The organism is Bradyrhizobium sp. CSS354 (genome assembly GCF_029051725.1).
In the GTDB taxonomy this organism is placed as follows: domain Bacteria; phylum Pseudomonadota; class Alphaproteobacteria; order Rhizobiales; family Xanthobacteraceae; genus Bradyrhizobium.
In genome coordinates this window covers 169,807-191,542 of record NZ_JAACFU010000004.1, presented here as the reverse complement: position 1 = coordinate 191,542, position 21,736 = coordinate 169,807, and the positions used below count along the sequence as shown (strand labels likewise).

The 21,736-nt window shown below is 63.9% G+C and carries 21 protein-coding genes; 17 read left to right on the top strand and 4 right to left on the bottom strand.

Features of this window, described 5'->3' with window-relative positions; translation table 11 throughout:
• The first annotated feature begins 98 nt into the window (after window positions 1-98).
• Window positions 99-815 carry an HAD family hydrolase gene (locus GWG67_RS10875; protein ID WP_275169350.1) on the top strand — a complete coding sequence of 239 codons (717 nt, stop codon included), beginning with the start codon at window positions 99-101 and terminating at the stop codon, window positions 813-815.
• A 67-nt stretch (window positions 816-882) separates the two neighbouring features.
• On the opposite strand, the gene GWG67_RS10870 is transcribed toward GWG67_RS10875, so the two are convergent.
• Complete coding sequence (locus GWG67_RS10870; protein WP_275169691.1) at window positions 883-1,290, bottom strand: nuclear transport factor 2 family protein; 408 nt, start codon at window positions 1,288-1,290, stop codon at window positions 883-885.
• A gap of 100 nt (window positions 1,291-1,390) precedes the next feature.
• Window positions 1,391-2,875 carry a mannitol dehydrogenase family protein gene (locus GWG67_RS10865; RefSeq protein ID WP_275169349.1) on the bottom strand — a complete coding sequence of 495 codons (1,485 nt, stop codon included), beginning with the start codon at window positions 2,873-2,875 and terminating at the stop codon, window positions 1,391-1,393.
• Window positions 2,876-3,021: 146 nt separating this feature from the next.
• Between GWG67_RS10865 and GWG67_RS10860 the strand changes: the two genes are divergently transcribed.
• The 6 genes from GWG67_RS10860 (at window position 3,022) to uxuA (ending at window position 9,236) form a co-directional block, all read left to right on the top strand.
• A complete protein-coding gene (locus GWG67_RS10860) occupies window positions 3,022-3,834 on the top strand; it encodes a FadR/GntR family transcriptional regulator (protein ID WP_275169690.1) in 813 nt (270 codons plus the stop codon).
• Window positions 3,835-3,921: 87 nt separating this feature from the next.
• The gene (locus GWG67_RS10855; protein ID WP_275169689.1) at window positions 3,922-4,881 is read left to right on the top strand and encodes a sialic acid TRAP transporter substrate-binding protein SiaP; all 960 of its coding nucleotides are present in this window, start codon (window positions 3,922-3,924) and stop codon (window positions 4,879-4,881) included.
• 113 nt (window positions 4,882-4,994) lie between these two features.
• The gene (locus tag GWG67_RS10850) at window positions 4,995-5,573 is read left to right on the top strand and encodes a TRAP transporter small permease (RefSeq protein WP_275169348.1); all 579 of its coding nucleotides are present in this window, start codon (window positions 4,995-4,997) and stop codon (window positions 5,571-5,573) included.
• Between the two features lie 4 nt (window positions 5,574-5,577).
• Window positions 5,578-6,984, top strand: coding sequence for a TRAP transporter large permease (locus GWG67_RS10845; RefSeq protein ID WP_275169347.1), 1,407 nt, complete (start codon window positions 5,578-5,580; stop codon window positions 6,982-6,984).
• Window positions 6,981-8,030 (top strand): L-idonate 5-dehydrogenase, encoded by a 1,050-nt coding sequence (locus GWG67_RS10840; protein WP_275169346.1) that lies wholly within the window; start codon window positions 6,981-6,983, stop codon window positions 8,028-8,030. Before GWG67_RS10845 ends, GWG67_RS10840 begins: the two co-directional genes overlap by 4 nt.
• Window positions 8,031-8,045: 15 nt before the next feature.
• Complete coding sequence (uxuA, locus tag GWG67_RS10835; protein ID WP_275169345.1) at window positions 8,046-9,236, top strand: mannonate dehydratase; 1,191 nt, start codon at window positions 8,046-8,048, stop codon at window positions 9,234-9,236.
• On the opposite strand, the gene GWG67_RS10830 is transcribed toward uxuA, so the two are convergent.
• Window positions 9,230-10,168 carry a LysR family transcriptional regulator gene (locus GWG67_RS10830; RefSeq protein ID WP_275169344.1) on the bottom strand — a complete coding sequence of 313 codons (939 nt, stop codon included), beginning with the start codon at window positions 10,166-10,168 and terminating at the stop codon, window positions 9,230-9,232. The two genes, uxuA and GWG67_RS10830, sit on opposite strands and share 7 nt — an antisense overlap.
• Window positions 10,169-10,379: 211 nt before the next feature.
• Here GWG67_RS10830 and GWG67_RS10825 point away from each other — a divergent pair, with 211 nt between their 5' ends.
• The 10 genes from GWG67_RS10825 to GWG67_RS10780 all read left to right on the top strand — a co-directional run bounded on the left by GWG67_RS10825 (window position 10,380) and on the right by GWG67_RS10780 (window position 20,892).
• Complete coding sequence (locus GWG67_RS10825; RefSeq protein WP_275169343.1) at window positions 10,380-11,462, top strand: ABC transporter ATP-binding protein; 1,083 nt, start codon at window positions 10,380-10,382, stop codon at window positions 11,460-11,462.
• Window positions 11,463-11,498: 36 nt separating this feature from the next.
• Window positions 11,499-12,215, top strand: a complete 717-nt coding sequence (locus tag GWG67_RS10820) for an HAD family hydrolase (protein ID WP_018454007.1) — start codon at window positions 11,499-11,501, stop codon at window positions 12,213-12,215.
• A gap of 15 nt (window positions 12,216-12,230) precedes the next feature.
• Window positions 12,231-13,538, top strand: a complete 1,308-nt coding sequence (locus tag GWG67_RS10815; RefSeq protein WP_275169342.1) for an FAD-binding oxidoreductase — start codon at window positions 12,231-12,233, stop codon at window positions 13,536-13,538.
• A gap of 27 nt (window positions 13,539-13,565) precedes the next feature.
• Window positions 13,566-14,621, top strand: coding sequence for an ABC transporter substrate-binding protein (locus GWG67_RS10810; RefSeq protein WP_275169341.1), 1,056 nt, complete (start codon window positions 13,566-13,568; stop codon window positions 14,619-14,621).
• A gap of 73 nt (window positions 14,622-14,694) precedes the next feature.
• Complete coding sequence (locus GWG67_RS10805) at window positions 14,695-15,507, top strand: ABC transporter permease (protein WP_275169340.1); 813 nt, start codon at window positions 14,695-14,697, stop codon at window positions 15,505-15,507.
• On the top strand, window positions 15,504-16,289 hold the full coding sequence (locus GWG67_RS10800; protein ID WP_275169339.1) for an ABC transporter permease: 786 nt from the start codon (window positions 15,504-15,506) through the stop codon (window positions 16,287-16,289). Before GWG67_RS10805 ends, GWG67_RS10800 begins: the two co-directional genes overlap by 4 nt.
• Window positions 16,290-16,488: 199 nt before the next feature.
• The gene (locus GWG67_RS10795) at window positions 16,489-18,150 is read left to right on the top strand and encodes a thiamine pyrophosphate-binding protein (protein ID WP_275169338.1); all 1,662 of its coding nucleotides are present in this window, start codon (window positions 16,489-16,491) and stop codon (window positions 18,148-18,150) included.
• Between the two features lie 3 nt (window positions 18,151-18,153).
• The gene (locus GWG67_RS10790; protein ID WP_275169337.1) at window positions 18,154-19,419 is read left to right on the top strand and encodes an FAD-binding oxidoreductase; all 1,266 of its coding nucleotides are present in this window, start codon (window positions 18,154-18,156) and stop codon (window positions 19,417-19,419) included.
• A gap of 9 nt (window positions 19,420-19,428) precedes the next feature.
• Window positions 19,429-20,172 (top strand): aspartate/glutamate racemase family protein, encoded by a 744-nt coding sequence (locus GWG67_RS10785; protein ID WP_275169336.1) that lies wholly within the window; start codon window positions 19,429-19,431, stop codon window positions 20,170-20,172.
• A gap of 147 nt (window positions 20,173-20,319) precedes the next feature.
• Window positions 20,320-20,892, top strand: coding sequence for a hypothetical protein (locus GWG67_RS10780; RefSeq protein WP_275169335.1), 573 nt, complete (start codon window positions 20,320-20,322; stop codon window positions 20,890-20,892).
• A 91-nt stretch (window positions 20,893-20,983) separates the two neighbouring features.
• Here the strand turns inward: GWG67_RS10780 and GWG67_RS10775 are convergent, their stop codons facing one another.
• The gene (locus tag GWG67_RS10775; RefSeq protein WP_275169334.1) at window positions 20,984-21,724 is read right to left on the bottom strand and encodes a hypothetical protein; all 741 of its coding nucleotides are present in this window, start codon (window positions 21,722-21,724) and stop codon (window positions 20,984-20,986) included.
• Between the last annotated feature and the right edge of the window lie 12 nt (window positions 21,725-21,736).

The following is a 21,736-nucleotide window of genomic DNA, read 5'->3' as shown; positions in this document are numbered from 1 at the left end:
CCGCTCATAAGAGATTTTTGGGTCCGGCAAAAGATATTGCGATTTGTCCTTCCCGCCTGTGCAGGCGATGGTCGCTCCATCGGAGGGACGCATCGATCATGCAGGCAGAAGCGCCCGCCATCATGCTGTCTGACGCGGTTGAGCTGGTCCGCCGCGCCGCCGCGCTAATCTTCGATGTCGACGGCACCTTGGCCGAGACAGAAGAGCTGCATCGGCAGGCTTTCAACCATGCCTTCGCCCGCCACGGTCTCGACTGGCAGTGGGACCGGGCCGTCTACAAGGACCTGCTGCGGGTCACCGGCGGCAAGGAACGGATCCGCGCCCACCACGAAAGGCTGCCGATCGCGGCGCCATTGTCGGACGTGGACATCGCGGAACTCCATCGCATTAAGACTGCGCGTTATGCCGAACTGGTCGAGACCGGCTGCTGCCCCTTACGGCCCGGGGTGACGGATCTGCTTGCTGCTGCCAAGGCGCGCGGCCAGCGGCTCGCGATCGCGACGACCACGTCGCACGGCAATATCGATGCACTGCTGTCGCAAGCCTTCGGAAAGCGCTGGGCCGCGGATTTTGATGCGATCGTCGCGGGGGATGACGTGCGGCATAAAAAGCCTGCGCCGGACGTCTATTTCGAAATCCTGGCGCGGCTGAAGCTCAACGCGTCCGACTGCGTCGCGATCGAGGATTCCGCCAACGGCCTGATCGCAGCCTCAAGGGCGAACATTCCCGTGCTCATCACCAGAAGCATGTTCTTCCGGGACGACGATTTTAGCCAGGCGCGGGTCGTGCTGGATGATCTGTCCGGGCTCGGGTGAGGCGCCAGAACAAAAAACTGAAAAACAACCCCATGCACAGTAGAATGTGCTTGCGGGCCGGGCGCCCTCAATGGACGCGGTGGCTCGCTCTATCGTCCTCAGCTTGCTCGACAATTTGCGCGATCGGACTCGACTGGTGGTGCACCAGGCGCCAGTCGTCCCCGACGCGCCGAAAATGGTTGGCAGCGGCCAATGCCGTGCCGTCGACGATCTCGATGCAGAGCACGCGCGCGCTGTCGCCATCGACAATGGCCTGCGGTTCCGCGCAGACGATCTGCGGGCGTTCCGGACTCTGCAGGATGTCGCGCCAGCTTCCGATCACCGTGGCCCGGCCGATGATGGCCGGCCAGCCGGGATGAATGCAGGAAATGGTGTCATCGTCCGCCCACATCCGCTCCATTTCGTCGAAATCGCCGGTCGAAAAGGCGGCGTAGAACGCTGCGTTCGCGGCGATCACCTTGTTGTCCTTTGCCATGCCTCTCGGGTGGGGCAATGACAGGGAAAAATCAAGCGCGACTTCCGTCGACTTTCCGTTCGATCTGGACCGCAATGCAGCATTGCTGCCCGTTTTGTGGTCACGCTGAGACAAGCGTCTCCACCGCACGCCGCGCGCCATCCTTATAGAGTCGGCCGAGCGCCACGGTCACGGCCTCGCGCAGGCGCGGCTCCGCGCCCAGCGGCCCGAACACTTTTCCGACGCCGAGCAGCGCGGGCGCCAATCGTTCGGCGACGGGACCTGCCTCGCGCGCCAAGCCAGCGAACTCGGCGGCGAGCGGATCACGCACGTCGATGGTGCGGTCCTTCTCGTCGCGGCCGGTGACGTAGCGCATCCAGCCGGCCACCGCGAGCGCATGCGTCGCGATCGGCAGGTTCCTGGCGAGACGATCCTGGATCGCGCCGAGCAGGCGCTGCGGTAGCTTTTGCGAGCCATCCATCGCGATCTGCCAGGTGCGGTGACGCAGTGCCGGATTGGCGAAGCGCTTGAGCAGCGAGGCGCGATAGGCGGCGAGATCGGTGCCCCCGGGCATCGTCAGCGTCACCGCGGCCTCTTCCATCACCTGCGCGGCGAGGCGTGCGAAATGCGGATCCTGCATGGTGTCGGCGATAGTCTCGTAGCCGGCGAGATAGCCGAGATAGGCCAGCGCCGAATGGCTGGCGTTGAGCAGCCGCAGCTTCATCAGCTCGAACGGCTTGACGTCGTTGACGAGCTCGACGCCGGCAGCGGCAAGATCGGGCCGGCCTGCCGTGAAACGGTCCTCGACCACCCATTGCGTGAACGGCTCGGTCATGACGGGCCATGCGTCGCGCAAACCGAGCGCCGATGAAACCGCATCGCGGTCACCATCCGTCGTCTCCGGCACGATGCGGTCGACCATGGTCGAGGGGAAGGCCGCGGTATCCGCGATCCACTTGCCGAGATCCTTCGAGCGCAGCGCGGCGAATTGCGTCACGATCCGCTGCACGGTGTGGCCATTGGCGGCGAGGTTGTCGCAGCTCAGCACAGTGAAGGGCGGGGCGCCCAGGGCCCGCCGGCGCGCCAGCGCTGCAACGATGAAGCCGGGTGCCGAGCGCGGTGCGTCGAAATTGTTGAGGTCGTGCACGACATCAGGATGCCGCTCGTCGAGATCGCCGGTCTGCGGCGTGTGGCAATAGCCTTTCTCGGTGACGGTGAGGGAGACGATGCGAATGGCGGGATCGGCCATTCGCTCGACCAATCGTGCCGGGCTCTCGCGCGCGACCACGCTGTCGAGCAGCGAACCGATGATGCGGTGCTCGGTGCCTTCGGCGGCACGGACGGCGACCGTATAGAGATGATCCTGCGGGGCGAGGGCGTCGCGTGTGTCAGGGCTGCGCAGGCTGGCGCCGACGATGCCCCACGAGGTGGCGCCGGCCGCAAGGCAATCGTCGATGACGACGGCCTGGTGGGCGCGATGAAACGCGCCAAGGCCGAGATGCACGATGCCGGGCGTGACGCGCGAACGATCGTAGGCCGGGCGGCGGATACGTGGTGGCAGCCGGTCGAGATTGGCGCGGCCAAGGCGCGTTGGATCAAGGCGCATGGTCGTCTCTCCCCTTGTTTGGCCGCTGCTTGACATGGCGCCCGTCCTCGGTCAATGCTGCGGTCAATTGGTAAGACCAATTTTCCAAAATTGGCGGGCTGCCTGCAGCGAGAGCTGCCGGCGTGACCCTTTTCGGGAGGACCAGCGTGCCGCTGGAAGCTGTGGAGGCGAGACGGCTTTATCGCCAGGTCGCCGATCAATTGCGAAACCTGATCGACAGCGGCGAGTACGCGGTCGGCAGCCGCTTGCCGACCGAACGCGAGCTCGCCGAGCAACTCAAGATTTCCAGGCCGACGGTGCGTGAAGCCCTGATCGCGCTTGAAGTCGAGGGCCGCCTCCGTATCCGCGTCGGCTCCGGCATTTATGTGATCGAGCCCGCGGCCGTTGCCGCGATCGCGCCTGCTTCCGTCATCGAGGGCCCGTTCGAGCTGCTGCGCGCCCGCGAGTTCCTGGAAAGCGCCATTGCCGAAGAAGCCGCGCGCGTGGCGACGAAGGACGACGTTGCCCGCATCGATGCGTCCCTTGTCGCGATGGAGAATGTAGAACACCCCGGCGAAGCCTCGATGGTCCATGACCGCGCCTTCCACGTCGCGATCGCCGGAAGCCTCGGCAATGCCGTTCTGGTGCGCGTGGTCGGCGAGTTGTTCGACCAGCGCCTCAATCCCTATTTCGCGCAGCTTGCGCACTATTTCGAGAGCCCGGGCACGTGGCGCACTGCGCTCGACGAGCATCGCGCGGTGCGCGACGCGATCACGGCGCATGATCCCGGGGCCGCGCGCGATGCGATGCGCGATCATCTCGCACGATCCCAGGAGCGCTTTGCGCAGAATTTTGGCGCCGAGACCGCGGCAGGATCGTCTTCGGCACGCGGCCGATCGGCAGGCTCGCCGGTAACGCCGGCAAAACCGGAGCGAGCGCTGAAGAAGCGGGCCAAAAGCGGCAGCGCGCGGCGGCGATGAGATAGGGCGGCCCGCGTCCACTTCAGGCGGGTGAACAAGAAGTAGACTTGAAAAATGGAGGAAAAGTCAGTGTTGAAAAAGATAACAATGGTGGTGGCGGTCTCGGCCGCGGCGATGATTGCTACGACTGGCGCCGGCATGGCGCAGACCAAGCTCAAATGGGCCCATGTCTACGAGACCTCGGAGCCCTTCCACACCGCGTCGGTCTGGGCCGCGCAGGAGATCGGCAAGCGCACCAACGGGCGCTATGCGATCGACGTCTATCCGGCGTCGCAGCTCGGCAAGGAGGCCGACATCAACCAGGGCCTTTCGCTTGGTTCGGTCGACATCATTATCTCCGGATCGAGCTTTGCCGCGAAGAGCTTTCCGCCGATCGGCGTTACCTATTATCCCTACACCTTCCGCGATGCCGATCATCTGCTCGCATACACCAAGAGCGACATCTTCAAGGAGCTTACCAAGGGTTATGAGGACAAGAGCGGCCACCACATCGTCGCGGTGACCTATTACGGCGTGCGCCAGACTTCGTCGAACAAGCCGATCAAGACCTGTGCCGACCTCAAGGGCCTGAAGATGCGCGTGCCCGACGTTCCCGCCTATCTGGCGATGCCGCGCGCCTGCGGCGCCAACACCGCGCCGATCGCGTTCGCCGAAGTCTATCTCGCGCTCCAGAACGGCACCGTCGAGGCTCAGGAGAACCCGCTGACCACGATCGAGGCCAAGAAGTTCTACGAGGTGCAGAAGCACATCGTGCTGACCGGCCACATCGTCGACCATCTCAACACGGTGGTGGCCGGCGCGCTCTGGAAGAAGCTCAGCGACGACGACAAGAAGATCTTCACCGACGTGGCGCAGGAAGCCGCCGCCAAAGCGACCGCGGAGATCAAACAGAACGAGGCCAAGCTGGTCGCCTTCTTCAAGGAGAAGGGCCTGACCGTGACCGAGGTCGACAAGAACGAGTTCCGCGACACCGTGCTGAAGAACGTCGCGTTCGAGACGTTTGGCTATCGCAAGGCCGACTGGGAACGCATTCAGGCGGTGAAGTAACGACGTATCGTCATCCCGGGGCGGTCCGCAGGACCGAACCCGGGATCTCGAGGTTCCGGGTCTGGTGCTAGCGCACCATCCCGGAACGACGTGATCAGTTTGAGGAGCAACCCATGTCCACCGCCGAAACGCACCGGCAGATCACCGCGGACGAGATCGCCCACACTTTCGAGGAGGAGGCGGCACCGAAGGTCGATCTCGGCATCTACGCTTTCGAGGACTGGGTGGCGCTGGCGATCTTCTGGGTGATGGCGCTTGCCGTCTTCCTCCAGTTCTTCACCCGCTACGTGCTCAACGACAGCTACGCCTGGACCGAGGAGATCGCGACCTACTGCCTGATCGGCGTGGTCTTCATCGGCTCCTCGATGTGCGTCCGGCTGTCGCGGCACATCCAGGTCGATCTGCTCTACCGCTATTTGCCGCACCTCATGGCGCGGGCGTTGTCGACGGTGATCGACCTGATCCGGATCGCCTTCTTCGGTTACGCCATCAAGCTGGTCTGGGTCTACATCCAGATCATCGGCGACGAGTCCATGACTACGATCAATCTTCCAAAGGACTACGTCTACTACGCGGTGCTGCTGGGCTTCGTGCTGATGTTCGTGCGCTCTCTGCAGGTGGCCGTGCAACATTTGCGGCAGGGCTACTCGATCCTCGAACGTCCCGGCGCCTACGACGGTTTTGAAGGGTAAGGTCATGCTGCTGTTGCTTGGAGGCTTTCTCGTCCTGATGCTGCTCGGCGTTCCCGTGGCGATTGCCATGGCGGCGTCGTCGCTGCTCTACATCCTGGTCAGCGGCGTGACTCCCGACGTCACGCTGGCGCAGCGCATGATCGCCGGCGTCGAGAGCTTTCCGCTGCTCGCCGTGCCGTTCTTCATCCTGGCCGGCAATCTCATGAACATCGCCGGCGTCACCGGGCGCATCTACAAGTTCGCCGTCGCGCTGGTCGGCTGGATGCGCGGCGGCCTCGGCCACGTCAACATCATCGGCTCGGTGATCTTCTCCGGAATGTCCGGCACCGCGATCGCGGATGCCGCGGGTCTCGGTACCATCGAGATCAAGGCGATGAAGGACCACGGCTACTCGACGGAATTCTCCGTCGGCGTCACCGCGGCGTCGGCGACGCTCGGGCCGATCATCCCGCCGTCGCTGCCTTTCGTGATCTACGGCATGATGGCCAACGTCTCGATCGGCGCGCTGTTTCTGGGGGGTGTCATTCCAGGCGTCGTGCTGACGCTGCTCATGATGGCTACCGTCACCTATTTCGCGCACAAGAACAAATGGGGCAACGATACGCCGTTCTCCTGGCCGCAATTGGGGGCGGCGGGGCTTGAGATCCTCGTCGTACTGAGCTTCCCGATGGCTGTCTGGCTTCTGACGGTCGCCGGTCTCTCCACCAATTGGGCAGTTGGGATTGGTCTGGTCGTGCTGCTCGCGATGGACTGGTACTTCGACTTCTCCGCGGTGATGGCGCTGATGGCGCCGGTCATCCTGATCGGCGGCATGACGCTCGGCTGGTTCACGCCGACGGAAGCGGCGGTCGCCGCCGTGATCTGGTCGCTCTTTCTCGGCCTCGTGCGCTACCGCACCATGACAATGAAGACGGTGGCGAAGGCGACCTTCGACACCATCGAGACCACGGCGTCGGTTCTGTTCATCGTCACGGCCGCCTCGATCTTCGCCTGGCTCCTCACAGTGTCGCAGGCAGCCCAGATGCTGTCGGACTGGATGCTCAGCATCACCCACAACAAATGGGTGTTCCTGGCGCTCGCCAACGTCCTGATCCTGTTCGTCGGCTGCTTCATCGACACCACGGCGGCGATCACCATTCTGGTGCCGATCCTGCTGCCGATCGTGCTCAAGCTCGGCATCGACCCGATCCATTTCGGTCTGATCATGACGCTGAACCTGATGATCGGCTTGCTCCATCCGCCGCTCGGGATGGTGCTGTTCGTGCTCGCACGCGTGGCAAAGCTCTCGGTCGAGCGTACGACAGTGGCGATCCTGCCCTGGCTGGTGCCGCTGATGCTCGCGCTGCTCGCGATCACCTACATTCCCGAATTGACCCTCTGGCTGCCGAAATACATGGGACTTTCCAAATGACCTCAACTGCTCTCGCCGCAACCCTGTTTGGCCCCGAAGATCTGCGCATGGTCGAGCATCCGCTCGACAAGCTCGCGGAAGGCATGGTGCGCATCCGCTTCGGCGCCGGCGGCATCTGCGGCTCGGACATGCATTATTTCCGTCATGCCCGGACCGGCGATTTCGTGGTGAAGTCGCCGCTGGTGCTCGGCCACGAGATCTCCGGCGAGGTCGTGGAGATCGCGGGCTCCGCAGCGAACCTGAAGGTCGGCGACCGTGTCGCCGTCAACCCGTCGCGCTGGTGCGGCCACTGCGTCGCCTGCCGCCAAGGCCGGCAAAACCTCTGCGAAAATATCTACTTCATGGGCTCGGCCTCGAAGACGCCGCACATGCAGGGAGGCTTTGCCAATTACTTCGACGCAATCCCGGCGCAGTGCGTGAAGATCCCCGATCATGTGTCCTATCAGGCCGCGGCGCTGGCCGAGCCGCTCGCGGTCTGCCTGCATGCGGTCGCGCGTGCAGGCACCATCGAAGGCAAGCGCGGTATCATTTTCGGCGCCGGTCCGATCGGGCTTCTGACCATGCTCGCCGCGCGCCGCGCCGGCATGACCGACATCACGGTGGCCGACATCGCGCCGGCGCCGCTGGCCTTTGCGACCCGGCTCGGCGCCTCACACGTCGAGAATGTTGCAGCCGGCGAGGAAGGCCTGAAGGCGCAGGCCGCGTCGCGCCCCTACGATGTCGCGTTCGAAGTCTCGGGCACGGCTGCAGGCCTTGCCAGTGCGATCGGCATCGTCAGGCGCGGCGGCGTGGTGGTGCAGATCGGCAATTTGCCGGGTGGCCAGATTCCGGTACCGGCCAATGCGGTGATGGCGAAGGAGATCGACCTGCGCGGCTCGTTCCGTTTCGGGCTCGAGTTCATGACGGCGGTGGAGCTGATTGCGGACGGCAGCGTCGACGTGCTGTCGCTGGTCACCGCCGAGCGGCCGCTGTCCACCGCGCCGGACGCGCTGCGGCTGGCGCTCGACCGCTCGCAGAGCGTCAAGGTCGTGCTGACCGCGAACTGATCCGGGAGAATTTCGATGATGCTGGAGGGATGGCGCTGGTACGGGCCGGATGATCCGGTCTCGCTCGACGATGTCAGGCAGGCCGGGGCGAGCGACATCGTCTCGGCGCTGCATCAGGTGCCGATCGGCGAAGCCTGGACACGCAAGGCGGTCGAGGAGCGCAAGAATTTCATCGAGAACGGCCAACCCGGCCGTTCGCAGCTGACCTGGTCGGTGGTGGAATCAATTCCGATCCCCGACGATGTCAAGCGTCTCGGGGCTAAAGCGACGCGCTCGATCGAGACGTGGATCGCCAGCATGGAGGCGGTGGCCGCTTCCGGCATCAAGATCATCTGCTACAACTTCATGCCCGTCGTGGATTGGTGCCGCACCGATCTCGAATGGGAGTTGCCGAACGGCGCTCGTGCCATGCGCTTCGACCAGGACCGCTTTGCTGCGTTCGAGCTGCAGATCCTGAAGCGGCCGGCCGCCGCCGCCGAGTATTCGCCGGAGCAGCAGGTTCGTGCGAAAAAGCTGTTCGACCAGATGAGTCAAGCCGATATCGATTACCTCGTCATGGTGATCGCCAGCGCGCTGCCGGGCTCGACCACCGAGCCGATGACCATCCCGCAATTCCGCGACCGGCTCGAAACATATCGCGACGTCACGCCAAAAATCCTGCGGCAGCATCTGGCCGAGTTTTTGGGCCGCGTCACACCCGTCGCTGAGCGGCTCGGGGTCTCATTGACACTGCATCCGGACGACCCGCCGCGCCCGTTGTTCGGCCTGCCGCGCGTCGCGTCCAGCGCCGATGACTATCAGGCGTTGTTCGATGCCGTGCCGTCAAAGGCGAATGGTATCTGCCTGTGCACGGGGTCGCTCGGCGTGCGCGCCGAGAACGATCTTCCCGCGATGGCCGAACGCTTCGGTCCGCGTATTGCCTTTGCGCATCTGCGCGCGACCAAGCGCGAGGGGGATGGCCTATCCTTCTACGAGTCCGATCATCTCGACGGTGACGTCGACATGGTCGCGGTGCTGAAGGCGCTGCTGAAGGAGAACGCGCGACGTTCGCCCGACAAGCAAATCGTCTTTCGTCCCGACCACGGCCACCGCATGCTGGACGATCTCGCCGCCACCAAGCGCACCAATCCCGGCTACACCGCGATTGGCCGCCTCCGCGGTCTCGCCGAGCTGCGCGGCGCAATCCGCGCGATCGAGCATCAGTAGCACGCGGCCATCGCGCCGAGCTTCGGATAGACCCGGTCGATCGCGGCAATCTCGCCTTGCATCTGCGCGATGATCCAGTCGCGGATCTCGGCGGCGATGGGGCGCATCGGCCGGTTGCGCGGTGGCAGGAATTCGCAGATGCGGCGTGTGGTGGTGAGCGTGTCGGAGGCCGGCACCAGCGCGCCGGTCAACAGCCAGTGCGAGGCGACCGTCAGCCAACCGAGCGCGATGCCCTGGCCGAGCAGGGCGGCCTGCATCACGACGGCATAGTCCGTGAAGCTCAGCGCCTTGGCCGCGCCGCGGCGCCCGGTGAGAAGCGATGCGTAATCCGCGGCCCAGTCGCCCGGCGTCTCGGCGAGCCGAATTATGGTGTTGCCCTCGGCGGGATCGGTTTCGCCGAGATAGGCTGGGCTGCACATCGGCAGCATGACCTCCTTCATTACCAGCGTGCCGCCGGATGACGGCTCCTCGCGATCGCGGAAGCGCATGCCGAGATCGACATTTTCCACCGGTCCGCGCAGCGCGCCGGAGATCAGTTGAAAGCGCAAATCGACCTGCGGGAATTGCCGCTGCAGCTTGTCGATCCGCGGCATCAGCCAATGCGTGGTGAAGGCGGAGGAGACCGACAGCGTCACCGTCTCGGTGCCCTTGCGGCGTCGCTCGATCTCGACCAACCCGCTCTCAATGCTGCGAAAGCCTTCGAGCACGCGGCGATACAAGAGTTCGCCTTCCTCGGTGAGCACCGCGCGTCCCGCCTTGCGGTCGAACAGGCGCACGCCGAGATGGTCCTCGAACTGGCCCAGCATCCGGCTCACCGCAGGCTGGGTGACGTTCAGTTCTGCGGCAGCCGCCGTGAAGCTGCCATTGCGCGCCGCTGCGTCGAAGACGAACAGGGCGTTACTTGAGGGCAGCATCCGGCGCAGCTCGGGCATAACACCATGTTATGAGCCAGGTGAGAATTTGGCAATTGCCGAGTTTTGCCAAGTCTGGTGTCATCGCCATCACAGCCTAAAGACAGGGCTTGCGAGCGAAGAGGTGGTGCGGTGCACGCTTCCACCGTAAGTACTCAAATTTCCTGTCTATAAAGCAGGATTATGGCGCGCAGTGAGGCACGCCATTGTAGGGACATGGCGAGGTCGATCGTTGGACAAACGAGCGGAAAGCGTCGAGATCAGATCCGCGAGCAAGGCCTATGGCGCCGTTCGCGCTCTCGACGACGTGTCCCTCAATGTCGCCGCCGGCGAATTCGTCTCGCTGCTCGGCCCCTCCGGCTCCGGCAAGACCACGTTGCTCGGCATCCTCGGCGGCTTCATCCTGCCATCGAGCGGAACGATCCTGTTCGGCGGTCGTGACGTCACCTGGATGCCGCCGCACAAGCGCGACATCGGCGTCGTGTTCCAGAACTACGCGCTGTTCCCGCATATGAGCGTCGGGGAGAACGTCGCCTTTCCCTTGCGCGCGCGACGGCTGCCGAAGGCGGCCTGGCCGGACAAGGTACGCGCGGCACTTTCGATGGTCGGCCTTGCCGGCTATGAAGAGCGCGGCATCGCGCAACTCTCCGGCGGCCAGCGCCAGCGCGTGGCGCTCGCACGCGCCATGATCTTCGAGCCGCGGCTGATCCTGATGGACGAACCGCTGTCCGCGCTCGACAAGCAGCTGCGCGAATCCATGCAGATCGAGCTACGCACGCTGCACAGGCGCATCGGCGCCACCATCATCTACGTCACCCACGATCAGCGCGAAGCGCTGACCATGAGCGACCGCGTCGCCGTGATGAAGGACGGCAGGCTGGTCCAGATCGACGCGCCCGAGCGGCTGCACGATCATCCCGCCGATTCCTTCGTCGCGAGTTTCATTGGCGAAGCTACGATGCTGCCGGTGCGGCGCATCGATGCCTCCGGCGTTGCACTCGGCAATGTCCTTCTGCGCAGCGCCCGCGCCATTCCTGACGGAGACTCGCTGATGCTCGCCGTGCACAGCGAAAAGCTGCTGATCGACGACGGCGCGCAGGACACCGCCTGCAATCGGCTCACTGGAACGGTCACCGATATCGTCTATCAGGGCGAGAGCCTGCGCATCTTCCTCGCGCTCGCCGATGGCATCGTGCTCAGCCTGCGCCAGGCGAGCCACCACGAAGCCTACAGCCGCATCCCGCCGCTCGGCGGCAGTCTCACCGTGACCCTTCATCCCGAGGACACCATCGTCGTGCCCAGGGTGAGGGACTGAACCTAAGTCTTGTCCAACCGAGAGAAGAAGCCAAAAATGTCGTCAGCAGCCTCGTTCAGCAATTTCAAGGTTCTCACCTTCGACGTCGTCGGCACCTTGATCGATTTCGAGACCGGCGTGCTCTCCGCGGTGCGCAGGATCTCGGGCAAGTCGCCGGCCGAGCTCAGCGACGACAAGATCTTCGAATCCTATAAGCGTGGCCGCGACAAGCACCATGAGCGTTCGAGCGAGGTGATGTTTCATGTCTATCGCTATCTCGCCAAGGAGCTCGGGCTGCAGGCCGATGACGCCTCCTGCGACGTTTTCCAACTCGCGGTGCTGCGCTGGGGACCGTTCCCGGACTCGGTCGAGGCCTTGAAGCGCCTGCGCACCAAATTTCGGCTGGTCGCCATGACCAACGCCGACCGCGTCGCGCTCTCCTGTTACGCGCATGCGCTCGGCAATCCCTTCGACGATACCGTGTGCGCCGACGAGACTGGCGTTGCGAAACCAGATCCGGAGTTCTTCGCCTACAACAAGGGCCGCCAGTCCGCTTTCGGCTACAAGCAGTCCGATATCCTGCACGTCGCGCAGAGCCAGTATCACGACATCGGGATCGCGCGGAAACTCGGCTACAAGGTGTGCTGGATCGAGCGCCGTCAGGGCATGGCCGGCTTTGGCGGTACACCGGCCGTGGAGACGCTGACCAAGCCAGATTTCCATTTCCCGACATTGAAAGCGCTCGCCGATGCGGCCATCGGACCGGCGGCGTAGGGCATGAGCGGCGGCATGACACGGGACTGGACCGCGCTGCCATCGGCCAATTCGCTGTGGGCCGCCACGGCGGAGCCGGCGCGCGAGTTTCCGGTCCTGTCGGGCGAGCAGCAGGCGGATGTGGTGATCATCGGGGCGGGCTATACCGGCCTGTCGGCGGCACACCACATCGCCAAGAGCGGTTTGTCGCCGATCGTGCTCGAGGCCAACCGCCCGGGCTGGGGCGCGAGTGGCCGCACTGGCGGCGTGATCACCGCAAAATTCCGCCTCTCGTTCCGCGACATCGACGCTGTGCACGGCCGCGCCGTGGCGCAGCGCATGTACGAGATCGCGCATGAATCGACCGACATCGTCGAGGAGCTCGTCGCCGAATATGACATCACCAGCGCAAATCTGACGCGCTCCGGCCAGGTCAAGGCCGCGCACAACGAGACGACGCTCCGGGCCGCGATAGACGAAGCCAACTGGATGACGCGCGAGATGGGGAGTGCCGAGGTCCGCATCCTCGACAAGGGGCAGGTGCGCGACGAGACCGGCTCCGACATTTTCGTCGGCGGCGTGCTCAATCCCGGCTCCGGCGGCATCCATCCGCTGAACTATCTGCGCGGCCTCGCCGGAGGCGTGGCGCGCCGCGGCGTGCCGATTTACCAGGAATCGCCGGTAGTAAGCCTCCGGCACGAAAACGGCGGCATCGTCGCCGAAACGCCGCAAGGCGCGGTGCGGGCAAAGCAGGCGATCATCGCCACCAACAGCTACTCCGACCTCACCGGCGCGACCGCGAACATGCAGCGCACGCTGATCCCGTTCCGCAGCGCCATGATCGCGACCGAAAAGCTGCCGCGCAATCTGGCGGGCAAGCTGATGCCGACGGGCCGCACCTACACCGAGACCAAGCGCATGATGCGCTGGTTCCGGATGGTCGACAATCGCGTGATCTTCGGTGGCCGCGGTGCCTTCGGCAAGCAGGACTCCGCACCCGCGTTCGATGCGCTGCGCAAGGCGATGGTGGGTATCTTCCCCGACCTTGCCGATATCCCGCTTGCCTACAAATGGTCGGGCCTGGTCGCGATGACGCTGGACTCGGTGCCGCATATCGGCCGCATCGACGACCGCACGCTGTTCTCGATGGGCTACAACGGCGCGGGCGTGGCGATGTCGAGCCTGATGGGCCGCTACCTCGCCGCCTTCGTGCGCGGCGAGACGCCAGAGGTCGGACTGCTCGACGCGCGGCGATTGAAAGCTATCCCGTTCTATCCGTTGCGCGAGCCCGCCGTGCGCATGGTCGCCGGCTGGTACCAGTTTCTCGATGCGATCGGTCAGTGAATTTAATTGGTCACAGAGGAGGCGAGGATGACGACGAAACGAGATTTTCGATTTGGCTACGCTTTGTTGGGCGGATCGCTCGGATTGTTTGCAACAACCGGCATCGCCGCCGCCGAACAGATCACCTTCGTCTCGCAGGGCGGCGCCTACCAGCAGGCGCAGACGGTGGCGATCCTCGATCCCTCCGCCAAGAAGCTCGGCATCACCGTCAACCAGGACTCCATTCCCGACGCCTGGCCCGCGATCAAGACGCAAGTCGGCAGCGGCAAGCCGATCTGGGATGTCGTGGATACTCCGACCGGCAACTGCCTGCGTGGCGGCGAGCAGGGGCTGATCGAGAAGCTCGACTTCTCGAAGATTCCGAACGGCGCGGCGATGCCGGAGGGCTATCGTAGTCCGTACTCGGTGTCCTACGAGTTCTATTCCAGCGTTCTGTCCTACAGCCAGAAGACATTCCCGAAAGAGGCGCCGAACAGCTGGGCCGACTTCTGGGACGTGAAGAAATTTCCCGGCCGTCGCGCACTGCGCAACCACCCCTTCGCGACGCTCGAGGCGGCGCTGATGGCCGACGGCGTCGCGCCCGATAAGCTCTATCCGCTCGACGTCGACCGCGCCTTCAAGAAGCTGGAAGAGATCAAGCCGCATATCACGGTGTGGTGGACCTCCGGCGCGCAGTCGGCGCAGCTTCTCAATGACGACGAGGTCGACATGGAGATGGCCTGGAACGGCCGCGTCAGCGCGGTCGCCAAGGAGGGCGCCAAGGTCGCCTTCACCTACAACCAGGGCGTTTTGCAAAGCACCTCGCTCTGCATCCTCAAGGGCGCGCCGAATCTCGAGACGGCCGTCAAGTTTCTCAACGAGGCCGTCGATCCCGTGCACCAGGCCAATCTGCCGCTGCATATCGACTACGGCCCGGGCAACCCGAAGGCGTTCGAAACCAATGTGATCAAGCCCGAGCGCGCGGCGCAATTGCCGAGCGAGCCCGCGAACGCGGCGAAGCAGGCGCTGATGTCCTACGCCTGGTGGTCGTCGCCAGCCGGCGAAGCCGCCGAGAAGCGTTGGGCGTCGTTCATGCAGAAGTAAGCGAAGCGAGGCTGCGTTGACGATATCCGTGCCAGATCCATCGCAAAAGCATCAGCGCCGCGAGCATGCGCTGATGCTGGCATTGGTATCGCCGGCGCTGCTGGTGATCTTGGCTCTGATCGTGCTGCCGGTCGGCTGGCTGGGCTGGCAGTCAATCTACCATGACGGCTTCACGCTGGAGAATTATCGCCGCGTCTTCACCGAAGACATCTACTGGCGCAGTTTTGCGCTGACCTTCGAGATCAGCCTCGTGGTCACGGGAATCGCGCTGCTGCTTGGCTATCCCGTGGCATATCTCGCCAATTCGATGCCGAAAGGGTGGAGCATCCTCATCCTGTCGCTGGTCGTGCTGCCATTCTGGACGAGCGTGCTGGTGCGGGCCTATGCCTGGCTGGCGCTGCTCCAGCGCACCGGCGTGATCAACCAGTTGCTGCGTTATCTCGACGTGACAGGCGAACCGCTTGCTCTGGTGCACAACACCTTCGGCACGGTGGTTGCGACGGTACACATCCTGCTGCCGTTCATGGTGCTGCCGCTCTACGCCACCATGCAGAAGATCCCGAGCGATCTCATGCAGGCCGGCGCCAGCCTGGGGGCGAGCCCGTCGCTGACCTTCGCCCGCGTCTTCCTGCCGCTGTCGTTGCCGGGCGTGCTCGCGGGCTGCACCATGGTGTTCGTGCTCTGTCTCGGCTTCTACATCACGCCGGAACTGCTCGGCGGCGGCCGCACGGTGATGGTGTCGATGCTGGTGAGCCGCAATGTCGAGCTCTACAACCAGTTCGGCGCTGCGAGCGCGGTCGCCGTCGTGCTGCTCGTCAGCGTGCTCGCGATCTTCGCCGTCGCCAGCCGCTTCATTTCGCTCGACCGCATCTTGGGGCAGAAATGACGCGATTGTCCCCCGCCCGGATTGCCCTTTATGCGGTCAGCGCGCTGGTGCTGGTCTACCTGATCCTGCCGGTGCTGATCATCGCGCCGATCTCCTTCTCCAGCGCCCGCTTTCTGACCTTTCCGCCGCCGTCGTTCTCGCTGCGCTGGTATCAGCAGTATTTCTCCAACTCGGCCTGGATGCAGGCGACGCGGGTGACGCTGACGGTCGCGCTGCTGACGGTGGTTATCGCAACGCCGCTCGGCGTCGCCGCCGCCTACGCCATCAACCAGTCGAAGCTGCGCATCATGCGGCTGATCCACATGATGCTGCTGTTGCCGCTGGTCGTGCCGATCATCATCACCGCGGTGGGCATCTTCTTCCTCTATGCGAAAGTCGGCTTGGTCGCGACGCTGCCGGGCCTGGTACTGGCAAACGTCATGTTGGGTCTGCCATACGTCATCATCTCGGTGCTGGCGGGCCTGCAAAGCTTCGATCCAGCGCAGGAGATGGTCGCACGCAGCCTCGGCATGAACCGCCTGCGCAGCTTCTTCGCGGTGACCTTGCCGCAGATCAAGTCCAGCGTGGTCGCAGGCGGCATCTTCGCCTTCATCTCGGCGATGGACGAGACCATCGTCGCGCTGTTCATCTCCGGCGGCCAGTATCAGCCGCTGACCAAGCGCATGTTCACCGCGCTCCGCGACGAGATCGACCCGACCATCGCCGCGATCTCGACACTGATGACGGCGGCCTCGTTCATGCTGGTGCTGCTGGCGAGCGCGCGGCAGCGCAAAGGGGCATGATGGCAAGGGGGCCTGCTCCCCGGTCGACGTCCGAGAGAGGCATGGCTGCCGCCGCTATTTGCCGGAGAGGCATGACGAGGCCGTAATGCCGGGCAGCGGTTTCGGCCTTGCACCTTGTTTCCGGCTGTCCTACGCCAGCCCGGAACAAAATTTTTCGCGAAGCTGCGAAACGCATCGCCAAAGCCTTGAGGGAGCCGTCATGACCATTCGCAACACCCGCACCGGGGGCCAGATCCTGATCGATCAGCTCGTCGCGCAAGGCGTCGAGCGTGTCACCTGCGTGCCGGGCGAGAGCTACCTTGCGGCGCTCGACGCGCTGCACGACAGCCCGATCGACGTCATGATCTGCCGCGCCGAAGGGGGGGCCGCAATGATGGCGGAGGCGTATGGCAAGCTCACCGGCCGCCCCGGAATCTGCTTCGTCACCCGCGGCCCCGGCGCCACCAATGCCAGCCATGGCGTCCACATCGCGATGCAGGATTCCACGCCGATGATCCTGTTCGTCGGTCAGGTCGACACCGGCATGCGCGAGCGCGAGGCGTTCCAGGAGCTCGACTACAAGGCGGTGTTCGGCACCATGGCGAAATGGGCGGTCGAGATTGATCGTCCCGACCGGATTCCGGAACTGGTCGCGCGCGCCTTCCGCGTCGCCATGCAGGGCCGTCCCGGTCCCGTCGTGATCTCGTTGCCCGAGAACATGCTGACCGAGACTGCTGCCGTTGCGGACGCCATGCGGATCGAGCCGGCGGTGAGCTGGCCGGCGCCTGCCGATATCGAGCGCGTTGGCGCCATGCTTGCCAGCGCCAAGGCGCCGCTCGTCATTCTCGGCGGCTCGCGCTGGACCGATGAGGCGACCAGGAGCATCGCGCGCTTTGCCGAGCGGTTCGACCTGCCGGTCGCGACCTCGTTCCGCCGCGCGTCGCTGATCGACGCCGATCACTCGCACTATGCCGGCGATCTCGGCATCGGCCCGAGCCCGGGCCTGAAGGCGCGCATCGACGGCGCCGACGTCATTCTGTTGATCGGCGGCCGTATGTCGGAGATGCCGTCCTCGTCCTACACGCTATTCGATATTCCGACTCCGCAGCAGAAGCTGATCCACGTGCATCCGGGTTCGGAAGAGCTCGGCCGCGTCTATCAGCCGGCACTCGCGATACAAGCCACGCCCGCCGCGTTCGCGGCCGCGGTCGAGACGCTGAAGTCCGCCGGCGCAGTCGCCTGGAAGGGCGAGGCCGCCAAGGCGCATTCCGATTATCTCGCCTGGACCGACAAGGCGCGCGAGCTGCCGGGCACGTTCCAGTATGGCCAAGTCATGACCTGGCTGCGCGATCGCCTGCCCAAGGACGCCATCGTCTGCAACGGTGCCGGCAACTACGCCGGCTGGATTCATCGCCATCATCGCTTCCACAGCTTTGCCTCGCAGCTCGCGCCGACCTCGGGCTCGATGGGCTATGGCGTGCCGGCGGCGGTGCTCGCGAAACGGCAATATCCGGATCGCACCGTTATCGCGTTCGCCGGCGACGGCTGCTTCCTGATGAACGGGCAGGAATTCGCGACCGCCGTGCAGTACGATGCAGCCCTCGTCGTTATCGTCGTCGACAATGCGCAATACGGTACCATTCGCATGCACCAGGAGCGCGACTATCCCGGTCGCGTGGTCGGCACCCAGCTCAAGAACCCGGATTTCGCGATGTACGCGAAAGCGTTCGGCGGCCACGGCGAGCGCGTCGAGCGCACGGAAGAGTTCGCGCCGGCGTTCGAGCGTGCGCTCGCCTCGGGCAAGCCGTCGATCCTCCACTGCATCATCGATCCGCGGGCGATGTCGGTCGGCAAGGACTTTGCCCCTGCGGTGAAGGCCTAAGCGATGTCGGAGGGCCGCCACGTCGCCATCATCGGTGCTGGCGCGGTCGGCGTGATCAGCGCCATCGAAGCGCTACGCGAGGGCCATCGCGTCACGCTAATCGATCCGGGCGAGCCCGGTGGCGAACAGGCGGCGAGCTACGGTAATGCCGGCTGGCTCTCCTCGCATTCGGTGATCCCGCCGGCCGAGCCCGGCGTCTGGAAGAAGGTGCCCTTCTATCTGTTGGATCCGCTTGGACCGCTCGCGATCCGCTGGTCTTATCTGCCGAAGGTGCTGCCCTGGTTGATCAAATATCTGCTCTCGGGCTGGACCGAGGCGCGGGTCGAGACGACGGCATTTGCGCTACGCGACCTTCTGAAGGACGCGCCACTGCTGCACAAGAAGCTCGCGGAGGAGGCGGGCGTTCCTGAATTGATCGAGCGTAACGGCGTGATGCATGTCTTCCCGTCGCGCGGCAATTTCGACAATGATCTCGGCTGGCGCGTGCGCAAACGCGTTGGTGTCGAATGGCTGGAGCTTTCGGCCGACGAGATGCGTCAGCGCGAGCCCGATTTGCATCCGCGCTACACTTTCGGCGTGGTGGTGGAAGAGGCCGGGCGCTGCCGCGACCCCGGAGCCTATGTCGCGGCCCTCGCGCAACATGCGCTGGCAAGCGGCGCCAAGCTCGTGCGGAACAAGGCGACAGGCCTCAGACTCAACGACGGCAAGTTAGTCGCCGTCGTCACGGAGACCGGCGAGATTGCGTGCGATGCCGCGGTGATTGCCGCCGGTGCGCATTCAAAGCGGCTCACGGCGTCCGTCGGCGATCCGCTGCCGCTGGAGACCGAGCGCGGCTATCACGTCATGATCGAGAATCCGGAAACGGGCCCGCGCAGCTCGATGATGGCCTCGGATGCGAAGATGGTGGTGAATTGGACCGACAAGGGTTTGCGCGCCGCTGGCACGGTCGAGATCGCAGGCCTCGAGGCCGAGCCGAACTGGAAGCGCGCCGAGATTTTGCGCAACAACCTCTTCAGCATGTTCCCAAAACTGCCGACGGACATTCCGGCTTCGCGTATCAAGACCTGGTTCGGCCATCGGCCGAGCATGCCGGACGGACGTCCCTGCATCGGTTACGCGCGGGCCTCGCGCGACATCGTCTATGCCTTCGGCCACGGCCATATCGGCCTGGTCGGCTCGGCGCGCACTGGTCGTCTCGTCGCCCAGCTTCTGAGCGGCAAGTCGCCGGAAATTCCGCTCGCGCCGTTTTCGCCCGATCGTTTTCTCTGAGACCGCATCATGACCGCTCCAGCCAACTCGTCCTCCCGAATCGCCCGCGGCGGCAAGGCCATCTATGGAGCGCCGCTCGGCATCCTGATGCTGGAGGCGCGCTTTCCCCGCATTCCCGGCGACATGGGCAACGGCACCACCTGGCCATTTCCCGTGCTCTACCGCGTGGTGAGCGGTGCCTCGCCGGAGAAGGTGGTGTTGAAGGGCGCCGCCGGTCTGCTCCCGGATTTCATCGATGCGGCAAAGGATCTGGTGCGGCTCGGGGCCGAAGCCATCACCACCAATTGCGGCTTCCTCTCGCTGTTCCAGAAAGAGATCGCAGCCGCGGTCGGCGTTCCCGTCGCGACCTCGTCACTGATGCAGGTGCCGTGGGTGCAGGCGACCTTGCCGCCGGGCAAGCGCGTCGGCCTCGTCACGGTATCCGGTTCGACCTTGACGCCGGCCCATCTCGCAGGTGCCGGCGTGCCGCTCGATACGCCGCTGGTCGGCACCGAGCGCGGCAAGGAATTCTTCCGCGTCCTGATCAAAGCCGAGAAGGACGACATGGACATCGCGCAAGCCGAACGTGACGTGGTCGAGGCCGGCAAGGAGCTGGTCGCCAGGAACCCGGATGTCGGCGCGATCGTGCTGGAATGCACCAACATGCCGCCCTATGCGGCAGCTTTGCAGGCCGAAGTTGGACTGCCCGTCTATGACATCTATTCCATGATCACCTGGTTTCATGCCGGACTGCGGCCGCGTCGGTTTGGCTAGAGCTCGAGAAGCTGCCGATGGCTCCTCTTCCTTCTCCCCTTGCGGGAAAGTCAATAGCGGAAATACCCTAGCAATATCAATCGACATTCGTTCGAGTGTATAGCTAGTGTAAAAAGCCGAAATTCTGCTGACACTGCGAGGGGATCGATGCGCAGCGAGCCGCTGACGTCACGGGAAGAGCTGGTCGCCAGACTCGAAAACCTCCGATCACAGAACGGCGGAAGCCTTTGCATCGGCCTAGATGGCATGGACGGCGTTGGCAAAAGCACGCTGGCCCGCGAATTGGCAGACCGCTTGGGAGGCAGCGTGATTTCGCTGGATGATCATCTCACCAGAAAACAGAATGGCTACATTCTGCACATTCGCGGCGACGAGTTAAAAGCAGCAATTTCAGCCTCCCGCTCACCGATGGTAATTGAGGGAGTCTGCCTGCTGGGGGTCGCTCATCGCTGCGGCTTTGACGTGGAGGTGCTCGTCTACGTGCGCCGTCTTAGTCGTAACTCCGGGATTTGGCACGAAGAAGAGCTATGCATGGCCCAGAGGCCCGCCGACGAACTGAAGGAGAATGAGCGGGCGCTCCGCAAAGCGTTTTCCACGACCGATGAGCCCGGCAACATTATCGACGATGATTTGGGACTGACTGGCGAACTGATCGATTACCACGCTCGGTGGAGGCCTGTAGAGCGCGCCGACTTCGTATTTGACGTAAGTTGCGATTGAAATCTCGCGCATGTTGGCCGCGCATCCGACGCACCTCTGATCCGCGTTGGGTCGTCCGCTGTCTGGTAGAGGCGGGGCTGATAGCTACTGCTCACAGCAACCGCGTTCCGCTTAGCGGTTCTGGAAACACCGGACCGATAAAGGCGCAGTGTTCGCACTCGCACTGGGGATCATGAAATGCAGCGGTAACGACTATCCTATCCCAAAGCAACATCGCCCAAAAATGCAGATTGTTCACATCGGGGAATACGTGGTCGCTATAGGCGAACACACCCGGATAAGGGCCACGCGTTTTCAAAAGACCGTCGTGGGTCAGTGCCAAAAAAGAGTCGGGAGGTTGCTGTCCGGGTAGCGTGATAGTTACCGCGAGGGTCCAGCGATCCGGCCACACCTCTTGGGTGTCGTGGAAGTGCAAGCCGCGAATGATCTTCCACAGCACGTCGTGCAGGCGGTCCGCGTCAAACCGCTTGGCGATGACGTTGGCTGGAAGTATCACCCCACCGACCTTCCGCATGAACTCCTGTTTTACCTGCATGACCAAGGCGACGCCTTGCCCTTTGTGGAATTTGTCAAATGAGTAACGCCACAGCGCATCACCCGCCTCCGATCCGCGCACGAATGGCAGAAGGCTCTGGACAAAATACTCTTCATCTAGCTTCCAAGCGTTGTTGCAATCGCGGTGCGTTGGGAGCGTTAGCAGATTAGTGGTCTTGTATTTTTTTCTGAGGGATCGGGCGTAAAACTGTTTCGGCGGGACGTGATCATCGTCTCGCGGGCTGCGAAGTGCCTCTCCGCACAGGTAGCAGACTAAGATGGCTTTGCGTGGCTTCATTGAATCCAAAAG